The organism is Cupriavidus sp. IK-TO18, assembly GCF_015549295.1.
Classification (GTDB): Bacteria; Pseudomonadota; Gammaproteobacteria; order Burkholderiales; family Burkholderiaceae; genus Cupriavidus; species Cupriavidus oxalaticus_A.
Map to the genome: position 1 here is coordinate 1 of NZ_JADGMP010000044.1, position 12,215 is coordinate 12,215.

Consider the following 12,215-nt stretch of genomic DNA (forward strand, 5'->3'; position numbering starts at 1 on the left):
CTGAGCGCGCGCAGCGCAGCCGTAGGCGTCCCCGCGTTGACGCCGGCAGCAGGCGGCCTGCGCCCGGCATGGGGATCGTCCAATAGTGGGTCGACGCAGCCACTATCCCAAACTCACCTGGCGTAGCAGGTTTGAGCCACCAGCCACATCGAACGGAAATCACCACCGCCCGACCCACCCACGCCGCCAAATTGATAGCCAGCCGCTCAGGCGACGCGTTTTTTGGTTACTTTTTGTCGCTCGGACAAAAAGTGACCCGCCCAGCAGGGCGGAACCAGGCGGTTCAACGGCCGACAGCATGTCATAAGCAGCGACAGCAACGCTTCAACGGCCGACAGCTTGTCACAAACAGCGAAAGCGGCGATTCCACGGGCCTGCCCAACCTCACCCGCACCAAGCCAGCACCATATTCGTCAGATCAACCACAAACGAAGGCCGCAGATACCCCACGAAGCCAAGCGCCAGCACCCCGCCCAGCACCGCCAGCCCGGCTGCCTTCGCCATGCGCGCGCGGCCCGCAACCATCACGCCGCCACCGGCTGACCACGCACCAGCGCCTGCTCGCGAATCGGCAGGTTAACCAGCGCCGCCAGCACTCCCAGCCCGATCGAAATCAGCCACACCGTGTTGTACCCACCGGTACGGTCATAGAGATAGCCCCCCAGCCACGCCCCAAGGAAGCTGCCGATCTGGTGCGAGAAAAACACCACCCCCGACAGCATCGACAGGTACTTCACCCCGAACACCTGCGCGATGATGCCGTTGGTCAGCGGCACCGTCGACAGCCACAGGAACCCCATCAGCGCCGCGAATACCCAGGTGCTCGCCACCGTCAGCGGCAACAGCAGGTAGCCGGCGATCACCACGGCGCGCGCCAGGTAGATAAACGCGAGCAGGTAGCGCTTGGGCAGCCGCTGGCCCATGGCGCCGGCGGTATAGGTGCCGAACACATTGAACAGACCGATCAGCGCCAGCGCCACGACGGCCACCTTCGGGTCGGTCAGGCCCTGGTCCTTCAGGTACGGCGCAAGGTGCACGCCGATAAACACCACCTGGAAGCCACACACGAAGTAGCCCAGCGTCAGCAGCTGGTAGTTGCGGTTGCCGAAGGCCTCGCGGATCGCCTGGCCGATGGTCTGGTGCTGGCCGGCGCCGTGCGCCATCTCGCTCGGTTCGCGCAGGGTCAGCGCCAGCGGGAGCATCACGCAGGCCATCAGCGCCATCACATAGAGCGCGTTCTGCCAGCCCAGGCCGGAAATCAGCCCCTGCTCCACCGGGATCATCAGGAACTGCCCGAACGATCCCGCCGCGGCGGCGATGCCCATCGCCCACACGCGCTTCTCGGGGCTGGCCACGCGGCCGATCACGCCGTAGACGATGCTGTAGGTGGTGCCGGACTGGGCGATACCGATCATCACCCCGGCGCCGGTGGCAAAGGCCGTGCCGCTGGTCGCCAGCGCCATCACCACCAGGCCCGCCACATACAGCGCCACGCCGACCAGCATGATGCGCAGCGCGCCGAACTTGTCGGCCAGCGCGCCGGCGAAGGGCTGGCTGGCGCCCCACATCAGGTTCTGCAGTGCCAGCGCGAAGGCGAAGGTCTCGCGGTTCCAGCCGTGCGCCTGCGTGATCGGCAGGTTGAACAGGCCGAAGCCGTGGCGGATGCCCATCGATAGCGTGACGAGCAGGCCCCCGCACACCAGCACGGTGGTCAGGGAAAGTTGTCGGTTTTGCATGTCTTGGCTCGGTGTGCGGCTGGCCGCGCGGTGGCGCGGCGCCGGCATGGATTGTCTGTGCTTGTTGTGAACCGTGCCGGGACGGCAATCTGGCTTGCCGTGGGCGGGGTGGTGGCGAGTTTACCCCGGACGCGGAAAACGCGTACGCCACCCGCTTGATGCCGGCGGCGCGGCAGAAAGTGGCGGCGCCGCGGCAAATGCGGCGCGGGCCCCGGCGGCAGCCGCAAGCGTTTTTCAGCGGGAATACCGCCCCGCGCATCCATTACAATGCAGTGCCCGGTGCCCCGGCGCGTGCACAGTTGTACGCCCGCGGCAGCCGGGACATCCACTTTCGTAGCGACTCCATGGCGAGCAAAACCAGTCAGTACAGCGAATCTTCCATCCGGGTCCTGAAGGGCCTGGAGCCGGTCAAGCAGCGCCCCGGCATGTACACCCGGACCGACAACCCCCTGCATATCGTGCAGGAGGTGATCGACAACGCCTCGGACGAGGCCCTGGGCGGCCACGGCTCCGAGATCCTGGTGACCCTGCACCGCGACGGCAGCGTCAGCGTGGAGGACGACGGCCGCGGCATCCCGGTGGGCATCCACCCGGAAGAAGGCGTGCCGGTGGTCGAGATCGTCTTTACCCGGCTGCACGCCGGCGGCAAGTTCGACAAGGGCAAGGGCGGCGCCTATGCCTTCTCGGGCGGCCTGCACGGCGTGGGCGTGTCGGTGACCAACGCGCTGTCGACGCAGCTGGACGTGACCGTCTGGCGCGACGGCATGAACTCGACGCTGACGTTCTCCGGCGGCGACGTGACCTCGCCGCTGGCCTCGCGCAAGCTCGAGCGCGGCGAGAAGAAGAACGGCACGCGCGTGCAGGTGTGGCCGGACGCCAGGTATTTCGATTCGGCCGCGATCCCGCAGGCCGAGTTGCAGCGGCTGCTGCGCAGCAAGGCCGTGCTGCTGCCGGGCGTCAAGGTGACGCTGGTGCTCGAGAAGAGCGGCGAAACCCAGACCTGGCAGTACGACCAGGGCCTGAAGGGCTACCTGGTCGAAGCGCTGGCGCAAGGCAGCGGCTCGGAGCTGGTGATACCGATGTTCGAGGGCGAGCATTTCGCCGATCCCGACGCCAACCCCGGCGAGGAAGGCTTTGCCGACGGCGAAGGCGCCTCATGGGTGGTGGCCTGGACCGAGGACGGCGCGCCGGTGCGCGAGTCCTACGTCAACCTGATCCCCACGCCGGCCGGCGGCACGCACGAGTCCGGCCTGCGCGAAGGCCTGTTCCAGGCGGTCAAGAGCTTTATCGAGATGCACGCGCTGCAGCCCAAGGGCGTCAAGCTGATGAGCGAAGACGTGTTCGCGCGCGCCTCGTTCGTGCTCTCGGCCAAGGTGCTCGACCCGCAGTTCCAGGGCCAGATCAAGGAACGCCTGAACAGCCGCGACGCGGTGCGGCTGGTCTCCACCTTCAGCCGCCCGGCGCTGGAGCTGTGGCTGAACCACCATGTCGAGTACGGCAAGAAGCTGGCCGAGCTGGTGATCCGCCAGGCGCAGGCGCGCACGCGCGCGGCGCAGAAGGTCGAGAAGAAGAAGGGCTCCGGCGTGGCCGTGCTGCCCGGCAAGCTGACCGACTGCGAATCCACCGACGTGACCCGCAACGAGCTGTTCCTGGTCGAGGGCGATTCCGCCGGCGGCTCGGCCAAGATGGGCCGCGACAAGGAATTCCAGGCCATCCTGCCGCTGCGCGGCAAGGTGCTCAACACCTGGGAGACCGAGCGCGACCGGCTGTTCGCCAACAACGAGGTGCACGACATCGCGGTGGCGATCGGCGTGGATCCGCACGGCGCCAACGACGAGCCCGACCTGTCCAACCTGCGCTACGGCAAGATCAGCATCCTGTCGGACGCGGACGTGGACGGCGCGCATATCCAGGTGCTGCTGCTGACGCTGTTCTTCCGCCACTTCCCCAAGCTCATCGAGGCCGGCAACGTCTATGTGGCGCGCCCGCCGCTGTTCCGCGTCGATGCTCCCGCGCGCGGCAAGAAGCCGGCGCAGAAGCTGTACGCGCTGGATGAAGGCGAGCTGGTGGCCATCCAGGACAAGCTGGTCAAGGACGGCGTCAAGGATGGCAGCTGGCAGATCTCGCGCTTCAAGGGCCTGGGCGAAATGAGCGCCGAGCAGCTGTGGGAAACCACCATGAACCCCGACACGCGCCGCTTGCTGCCCGTGACGCTGGGCGAATACGACCTGCCGCAGACCGTGGAGATGATGAACATGCTCATGGGCAAGGGCGAGGCCGCGCAGCGCCGCAGCTGGCTGGAAGAGAAGGGCAACGAGGTCGAGGCCGATATCTGACCACTGGAGCGCCGGCCCGCGATTGGGGGGATAATCCCCCAGTCCGCAGACCAGCAGGAACGCACGATGACGACGAGACCCCCCGGCAATCCATGGCGCAGGACGGCAGCCGCCGTGCTGGCGCTGGCCGGGCTCGCCTGCGCGCCGGCGGCCCATGCCGAGCTGTGGGGCTATATCGATGCCGACGGCATCGCGCACTTTGCCGACCAGAAGCTCGACTCGCGCTACAAGCTGTTCATGAAGGACGGCGGCAAGCTCGACAGCGCGCGGCTGGCAGCGATCCAGCGCGGCAGGGCGCCAGCCGGCGCGGACGGCGCTGACGATATCGACCTCGAACAGCACAAGCTCTACCGGTACGTCGTCAACCATCCCAATATCAAGACCGTCGAGCCGCTGATCCACCAGATCGCCAGCAGGCAGGACGTCGATCCCGCGCTGGTCAAGGCGGTGATGGCGGTCGAGTCGGGTTTCAACCCGGGTGCGGTCTCGCCAAAGGGTGCGATCGGGCTGATGCAGGTGATTCCCGACACCGGCGCGCGCTTCGGCGTCAGCGCCGACCAGCGCCGCACGGTCGAACAGAAGCTGGCCGACCCGCGCACCAACATCACGGCTGGCGTGCGCTACCTGCGCTGGCTGATGCAGCTGTTCCCGAACAACCTGGAACTGGTGCTGGCGGCGTATAACGCGGGCGAAGGTGCGGTGCAGCGTTACAACAACCGGATTCCGCCGTACCCCGAGACGCGGCAGTATGTCAGCACGGTCCTGCAGTTCTACCGGTTCTACCAGCCCGCCCAGGGCGCGGGGCCCATGCGCGCCAGTGCCATTGCCGACGGGCCGCGCGTAAAGATGGTGATCGGCGGGCGGCGCAATATGCCCTGACCGGCATGACCGAACCACAAGCAACCCGGCGCGCTGCTGCAATATGGCGCGCCGAATTCTTGCCTATCCATGGAACAACAAGACATCACGTTTCAACCTGAAGAGCCGGCCGATTCGCTGACGCTGGCCCGCTACGCCGAGCGCGCCTACCTTGACTACGCCGTCAGCGTGGTCAAGGGCCGCGCGCTGCCGGAAGTGGCCGACGGCCAGAAGCCGGTGCAGCGCCGCATCCTGTTCGCGATGCACGAGATGGGCCTGCGCGCCGATGCCAAGCCGGTCAAGTCCGCGCGCGTGGTCGGCGACGTGCTGGGCAAGTTCCACCCGCACGGCGACCAGTCCGCCTATGACGCGCTGGTGCGCCTGGCGCAGGACTTCTCGCTGCGCTACCCGCTGATCGACGGCCAGGGCAACTTCGGCTCGCGCGACGGCGACGGCGCCGCGGCGATGCGGTACACCGAAGCGCGCCTGACGCCGATCTCGCGGCTGCTGCTCGACGAGATCGACCAGGGCACGGTCGACTTCGTCCCCAACTACGACGGCTCGATGCAGGAGCCGAAGCTGCTGCCGGCGCGGCTGCCGTTCGTGCTGCTCAACGGCGCCTCCGGCATCGCGGTGGGCATGGCCACCGAGATCCCGCCGCACAACCTGCGCGAGGTCGCCGCGGCCACCGTGGCGATGATCCGCAACCCGAATATCTCGCTGGCCGAGCTGCTGGCGCTGATGCCGGGCCCGGACTATCCCGGCGGCGGCCAGATCATTTCGCCGGCGGCGGACATTGCCCAGATCTACGAGAACGGCCGCGGCAGCCTGAAGGTGCGCGCGCGCTGGACCATCGAGGAAATGGCGCGAGGCCAGTGGCAGATGGTGGTGAACGAACTGCCGCCGAATACTTCCGCGCAGAAGGTGCTGGAAGAAATCGAGGAAATCACCAATCCCAAGATCAAGGCCGGCAAGAAGGCGCTGACGCCGGACCAGCAGCAGCTCAAGGCCACCGTGCTGGCGGTGCTGGACGCGGTTCGCGACGAATCCGGCAAGGACGCGCCGGTGCGGCTGGTGTTCGAGCCCAAGAGCAAGAACATCGACCAGCAAGAGTTCATCCAGGCGCTGCTGGCGCATACCAGCCTGGAGTCGGGCGCGCCGATCAACCTGGTGATGATCGGCACCGATGGCCGCCCGCGCCAGAAGGGCCTGCGCGAGATCCTGGGCGAGTGGATCGCGTTCCGCTTCGACACGGTCACGCGCCGCACGCGCCATCGCCTGGGCAAGGTCGAGGACCGCATCCACATTCTCGAAGGCCGGATGCTGGTGCTGCTCAATATCGACGAGGTGATCCGCATCATCCGCGAGAGCGACGAGCCCAAGCCCGCGCTGATCGAAGCCTTCGAGCTGACCGACCGCCAGGCCGAGGACATCCTGGAAATCCGCCTGCGCCAGCTGGCGCGGCTGGAAGCGATCAAGATCGAGAAGGAACTGAAGGACCTGCGCGAAGAGCAGGCCGACCTGGACGTGCTGCTCAAGTCCGAGACCATGATGCGCCGCCGCATCATCAAGGAGATCGAGACCGACGCCAGGCAGTACAGCCCGGAAGACAAGGATCCGCGCCGCACGCTGATCCAGGAAGAACGCCGCGCCGCGGCCGAAGTGCGCGTGATCGACGAGCCGGTGACGGTGATCATGTCGCAGAAGGGCTGGGTGCGCACGCGCCAGGGCCATGGCCACGATCCGCAGCAGTTCACCTTCAAGGCGGGCGATGCGCTCTACAACACCTTTGACTGCCGCACCGTCGACGTGCTGCTGGTGTTCGGCACCAATGGCCGGGTCTATTCCGTGCCGGTCTCCAGCCTGCCGGGCGGGCGCGGCGACGGGGTGCCCATCACCACGCTGATCGAGTTGCAGTCCGGCAGCCAGGTGGCACACACCTTTGCCGGCAGCGCCAGCCAGCGCATGCTGATCGCCACCGCCGGCGGCAACGGCTTCCTGACCACGGTGGCCGACATGACCGGCCGGCAGAAGGGCGGCAAGTCGTTCCTGACGCTGGACGACGGCGATGCCCCGCTGCCGCCGGCGCCGATCGGCGACGAGGCCACGCATGCGGCCTGCCTGTCCGGCAATGGCCGCCTGCTGCTGGTGGCGCTGGATGAGGTCAAGGTGCTGTCGGCCGGCGGCCGCGGCGTGATCCTGATGGAGCTGGAGCCCAGGGAGAAGCTGCTGCAGGCGGTGGCCGTGGGCGCGCCGGGGCTGATGCTGTCGGGCGCGGGCCGGGGCGGCAAGCCGTCGTCGCAGAAGCTGGCCGGGCAATCGCTGCTGCCGTATGTCGGCAAGCGCGCGCGCAAGGGCAAGCAGATCGAGGCGAAGCTGAAGGAGCCGAGGATCGATCCGGTGCGGGTGGAGGCGCCGGGCAACGGCAACTGAGTTTCGCCGGAGCCAGTGTTTGCTCCCCTCTCCCATTCATGGGAGAGGGGAGCAAACAGCAGGATCAATCCACCCCCACAAATCCCCCCGTCTGATGCGCCCACAACCGCGCATACAGCCCCCCATGCGCGAGCAATTCCGCATGCGTGCCGCTCTCCACGATATGCCCGTTGTCCAGCACCACCAGCCGGTCCATGCGCGCGATCGTCGACAGCCGGTGCGCGATGGCAATTACCGTCTTGCCTTGCATCAGCGTTTCCAGGCTGTCCTGGATCGCCGCTTCCACTTCCGAATCCAGCGCCGAGGTCGCTTCATCGAGGATCAGGATCGGCGCGTTCTTCAGCAGCACCCGCGCGATCGCGATGCGCTGGCGCTGTCCGCCTGACAGCTTCACGCCGCGTTCGCCCACCTGCGCCTCCAGTCCGGTATTGCCGTGGGCATCGACCAGGCCGGGAATGAACTCGTCCGCGCGCGCGCCGTGCAGCGCATTGGCCAGGTCGGCCTCGGTGCTGGAGGGTTTGCCGTACAGCAGGTTCTCGCGGATCGAGCGGTGCAGCAGCGAGGTGTCCTGCGTCACCATGCCGATCTGCGCGCGCAGGCTTTCCTGCGTGACATCGGCGATGTCCTGCCCGTCGATCAGGATGCGGCCGCTTTCCACGTCATAGAGCCGCAGCAGCAGGTTGACCAGCGTCGACTTGCCCGCGCCGGACGGGCCGACCAGGCCGATCTTCTCGCCCGGCCGCACCGTCAGGTTGACGCCCTCGATCACGCCCGAGCCCTTGCCGTAGTGGAATCCCACCTGCTCGAAGCGGACTTCGCCCTGCGTCACGCGCAGCGGCTGCGCATTGGCGCGGTCATTGACCTTGCGCGGCACGGCGATGGTCTTCATGCCGTCCTGCACCTGCCCGACGTTCTCGAAGATGCCGTTGACCACCCACATGATCCAGCCGGACATATTGTTGATGCGGATCACCAGGCCCGTGGTCAGCGCGATCGCGCCAGTGGTGACATGCCCGGTGCTCCACAGCCACACCGCCAGCCCGGTGGTGCCGGCGATCAGCGCGCCGTTCATGGCGGTGATGGTGACGTCCATGCCGCTGACCATGCGTCCGGCCAGCCGGGTCTTTTCGGTCTGCTCGGCCATGGCGTCGCGCGCGTAGTCCTCTTCCTGCCGGGTATGGGCGAACAGCTTGAGCGTGGTGATGTTGGTATAGCCGTCGACGATGCGCCCCATCAGCCGCGAGCGCGATTCGGTGGCGATCACCGAGCGCTCCTTCACGCGCGGCACGAAGTACAGCAGCGCGGCCACGTAGCAGGCGATCCACAGCAGCAGCGGGATCATCAGCCGCCAGTCCGCCTGCGCGAACAGCACCAGCGAACTGACGGCGTAGATCACCACGTGCCACAGCGCGTCGACCGCCTGCACGGCGGAGTCGCGCAGCGAGAAGCCGGTCTGCATGATGCGCTGGGCGATGCGCCCGGCAAAGTCGCTCTGGAAGAACGACAGGCTCTGCTTGAGCACGTAGCGGTGGTTCTGCCAGCGGATCAGGTTGGACAGGCTGGGGTTGATGACCTGGTGCACCAGCACGTCGTGCAGGCCGAAGAAGATGGGCCGCAGCAGCACCGCCACCACCAGCATCCACACCAGCTCGTTGCGATGCCGGCTGAAGAATTCCGCGCCGGGCGTGGTCTGCGCCATGTCGACCAGCCGGCCGAGGAAGCTGAACAGCGCCACCTCGATCAGCGCGCCGACCAGGCCCACCAGCAACAGCAGCACGAACACGCCCCAGACTTCGCGCAGGTACCAGGTGTAGAAGCGCAGGACCTGGCCTGGCGGCTCGCGGTCGGGCATGGGACGGAAGGGGTCGATCAGTCTTTCCAGGCGACGCAACATGGCAGGGTTCCCGTTGTGTGCCACGGCGCGCCCAGTCGTCCGTGTTGTCCTTGCAGGATCCGGGGGGCGCTTGCGGCGGATCAGACGCAACATGATACGCGCGTTGCCCAATGGAAAAGCCCCACCAGGGGCGGGGCCTTGTCCGAAACGCCTTGCCGAAATTGCCGCGGCGGCAGGGCACTCAGGGGTGGTGGATCACCATATGCGTGAACGGCGGCACGTAGGCCTGCAGCGTCACGAACAGGCCCACCAGGATCGCCAGTACGATCGAGTGGAAGAACACGTAGCGCAGGATGTCGCCTTCGTGGCCGTACCACTTGGTCGCCGTGGAGGCCACCACGATGGACTGCGCGTCGATCATCTTGCCCATCACGCCGCCCGAGCTGTTGGCCGACGCCATCAGCACCGGCGACAGGCCCAGCTGCTCGGCGGTGGTCTTCTGCAGGCCGCCGAACAGCACGTTCGAGGCCGTGTCCGAGCCGGTCAGCGCCACGCCCAGCCAGCCCAGCATGGTGCCGAACAGCGGGTAGAGCACGCCGGTGTGGGCGAAGGCCAGGCCCAGCGTGGCATCAAGGCCCGAGTAGCGGGTCAGGTAGCCGACGCCGAACATCGCGCAGATGGTCAGCAGCGAGTAGCGCACCAGCTTGATGGTTTCCCAGTACTCCTTGAACAGGCGCGGCACCGAGTAGCCCATCAGCAGGCCGCCGGCGATCGCCGAGACAAAGATGCCGGTGCCGGCCATCGACAGCACGTTGAAGTTGAACACGGCGCCTTCGATGACTTCCTTGGGCACCACCGGCGGCACCTTGACGATGGCCTTGTCGAGACCCGGGATCGGGAATTTCCAGGCCCACACGCTATCCATCAGCTTCTTGAACTCGGGGATGCCCCAGACGAACACGAACACCGTCAGGATCACCCACGGCATCCAGGCCTTGGCCACCGAGATGCCGGCCGAGGCGGCGCTGGCGGCGGCATCGGCTTCCAGCGCTTCGGGATGGTCAACCTTGGATTCGTCGTGGCGGCCCAGGATCTTGGTCGAAGTCCAGATTTCCTTCGGATGCCAGACCTTCAGGAACAGCGTCAGCGCGCCCATCGACACCAGCGCCGCGATCACGTCCACCAGCCACGGGCCGTGGAAGTTCGACACCAGGAACTGCGGGATGGCAAAGCTCACGCCCGCGACCAGGATCGCCGGCCAGATCGCCAGCATGCCGCGGAAGCCGGCAAAGGCCCAGATCAGCCAGAACGGCACGATCACCGAGAAAAACGGCAGCTGGCGGCCGATCATGGCCGACAGGTCGAGCAGGTCCAGCCCCGTCACCGAAGCCAGGCCGATGATCGGCGCGCCCAGCGCGCCGTAGGCCACCGGCGCGGTATTGGCGATCAGCGCCAGCCCCGAGGCGGCCAGCGGCGAGAAGCCCAGGCCGATCAGGATGGCGCCGGTCACGGCCACCGGCGTGCCGAAGCCGGCCGCACCCTCGAAGAAGGCGCCGAAGCTGAACGCCACCAGCAGCAGTTGCAGGCGGCGGTCCTCGGTAATGCCGGAGATCGAGTTCTGCAGCACCTTGAACGATCCGTTCAGGGTGGTGAGCCGGTGCAGGAAGATGATGTTCAGCACGATCCAGCCGATCGGGAACAGCCCGGAGACGATGCCGAGCCCCGCCGCCTTGCCGGCCATCGCCGCCGGCATGCCGAACACCGTGGATGCGACCACGATGCCGATCAGCAGCGCCAGCCCCGCGGCCAGGTGTGCCTGCATATGAAAGAACGCCAGCGCTGCCAGCAGCACGGCGACGGGAATGCCCGCGGCAATGGTCGACAGCGCCATATTGCCCAGCGGGTCATAGACTTGACTCCACACGATCGAAATCCTCCTCAGGTTGGCTCGGGAGCCCGGGCGATCTGCGTGCCCTGGGGCGACCCGCTTGCGCTTTGCACCGGCGCGCGGCATCCGCCGCGCGCGGGAAAGAACCAGCGATTGTAGGAACGGGTTCCGTGTTCGCTTCCGTACATTGCGTCATGCATGGCATGAGCCACATTCAGGGACTAGGGATTCCCCGAAGGGCATGGCAGCGCACGTGGGACGCACCCGGCACACCGGCCAGAGTACTCTAAACGGCGCCTGTTGCAAAAGTATGCCTGCCTGCGCGTGGCCCGGATGACTGGCCTGGCAGCCATGGCGGGGGACTGGCGCGAGCGCGGTGTAGCGGCGCATACTGGCGTTCGCCATGACGCGGGCGCTGCCCGCATGCCAACATCGAACGAGCTGCCCCATGACTGAATTCCTGCCCGCGTGGCCGCTGCTGACCGCCTTCGTGCTGGCCAGCCTGGCGCTGGCCATCACCCCCGGCCCGGCCGTGGTCTATATCGTGACGCGCACGCTGGCGCAGGGCCGGCAGGCCGGGCTGGCGTCGATCGGCGCGGTGGCGCTGGGCAACCTGGGTAACGCCATCGGCGCCTCGCTGGGGCTGGCGGTGCTGTTCTCGGTGTCGGCGCTGGCGTTCTCGGTGGTCAAGTACGCAGGTGCGGCCTACCTGATCTGGCTCGGCATCCGCGCGCTGCGTGGCGGCGCTGCGGCGGCGGGCGGCGGTACGCCGGAGGTGGCGCAGCGCAGCCTGCGCCAGGTGATGCGCGACGGCTTCGTGGTGGCGCTGCTCAACCCCAAGACCGCGATCTTCTTCGCCGCCTTCCTGCCGCAGTTCATGAACCCGGCCGGCTCGGCGCTGGCGCAGAGCCTCGCGCTGGGCGTGGCCTTCGTGCTGATCGCCGCCACCACCGACGCCTGCTACGTCATGGCCGCGGCCGCGGTGATGCCGGCGCTGCGCCGCGCCGGGCGGGCACGCGCATTCGGCCGCTACCTGACGGGGGCGGCGTTTATCGGGCTGGGGATCTTTACGGCGACTTCGGGCTCGCGTGCCGCGAAATAGGCAGCTAGAAGCAGAGGAAGGAAAAACT

7 protein-coding genes are annotated in these 12,215 nt (G+C 67.2%); 4 read left to right on the plus strand and 3 right to left on the minus strand.

Translation table 11 applies throughout. The annotated features are described in order from the left end of the window. Window positions 1-524: 524 nt before the first annotated feature. Window positions 525-1,736: an MFS transporter gene (locus IPF36_RS30455; RefSeq protein ID WP_195431890.1), complete on the minus strand. Its 1,212-nt coding sequence runs from the start codon at window positions 1,734-1,736 to the stop codon at window positions 525-527. 344 nt (window positions 1,737-2,080) lie between these two features. Here IPF36_RS30455 and IPF36_RS30460 point away from each other — a divergent pair, with 344 nt between their 5' ends. The 3 genes from IPF36_RS30460 to parC all read left to right on the plus strand — a co-directional run bounded on the left by IPF36_RS30460 (window position 2,081) and on the right by parC (window position 7,363). After that, the gene (locus tag IPF36_RS30460; RefSeq protein WP_133093039.1) at window positions 2,081-4,072 is read left to right on the plus strand and encodes a DNA topoisomerase IV subunit B; all 1,992 of its coding nucleotides are present in this window, start codon (window positions 2,081-2,083) and stop codon (window positions 4,070-4,072) included. Between the two features lie 66 nt (window positions 4,073-4,138). Beyond that, on the plus strand, window positions 4,139-4,951 hold the full coding sequence (locus IPF36_RS30465; RefSeq protein WP_133093038.1) for a lytic transglycosylase domain-containing protein: 813 nt from the start codon (window positions 4,139-4,141) through the stop codon (window positions 4,949-4,951). Window positions 4,952-5,020: 69 nt separating this feature from the next. Then, window positions 5,021-7,363: a DNA topoisomerase IV subunit A gene (gene parC / locus IPF36_RS30470; RefSeq protein ID WP_135705601.1), complete on the plus strand. Its 2,343-nt coding sequence runs from the start codon at window positions 5,021-5,023 to the stop codon at window positions 7,361-7,363. Window positions 7,364-7,427: 64 nt separating this feature from the next. Here parC and IPF36_RS30475 read toward each other — a convergent pair whose 3' ends face one another. Both IPF36_RS30475 and IPF36_RS30480 read right to left on the minus strand, forming a co-directional pair. Further along, window positions 7,428-9,257, minus strand: coding sequence for an ABC transporter ATP-binding protein (locus tag IPF36_RS30475; RefSeq protein WP_195431891.1), 1,830 nt, complete (start codon window positions 9,255-9,257; stop codon window positions 7,428-7,430). A gap of 181 nt (window positions 9,258-9,438) precedes the next feature. Then, complete coding sequence (locus IPF36_RS30480; RefSeq protein ID WP_135705599.1) at window positions 9,439-11,121, minus strand: L-lactate permease; 1,683 nt, start codon at window positions 11,119-11,121, stop codon at window positions 9,439-9,441. 412 nt (window positions 11,122-11,533) lie between these two features. Here IPF36_RS30480 and IPF36_RS30485 point away from each other — a divergent pair, with 412 nt between their 5' ends. Next, window positions 11,534-12,187, plus strand: a complete 654-nt coding sequence (locus IPF36_RS30485; RefSeq protein ID WP_135705598.1) for a LysE family translocator — start codon at window positions 11,534-11,536, stop codon at window positions 12,185-12,187. Window positions 12,188-12,215 lie beyond the last annotated feature (28 nt).

Excerpts from the sequence above, each read along its gene's own strand:
- IPF36_RS30485 (WP_135705598.1), top strand. The coding sequence starts at position 11,534 with ATGACTGAATTCCTGCCCGCGTGGCCGCTGCTGACCGCCTTCGTGCTG.
- IPF36_RS30475 (WP_195431891.1), bottom strand. The coding sequence starts at position 9,257 with ATGTTGCGTCGCCTGGAAAGACTGATCGACCCCTTCCGTCCCATGCCC.
- IPF36_RS30460 (WP_133093039.1), top strand. The coding sequence starts at position 2,081 with ATGGCGAGCAAAACCAGTCAGTACAGCGAATCTTCCATCCGGGTCCTG.
- IPF36_RS30455 (WP_195431890.1), bottom strand. The coding sequence starts at position 1,736 with ATGCAAAACCGACAACTTTCCCTGACCACCGTGCTGGTGTGCGGGGGC.
- IPF36_RS30465 (WP_133093038.1), top strand. The coding sequence starts at position 4,139 with ATGACGACGAGACCCCCCGGCAATCCATGGCGCAGGACGGCAGCCGCC.
- parC (WP_135705601.1), top strand. The coding sequence starts at position 5,021 with ATGGAACAACAAGACATCACGTTTCAACCTGAAGAGCCGGCCGATTCG.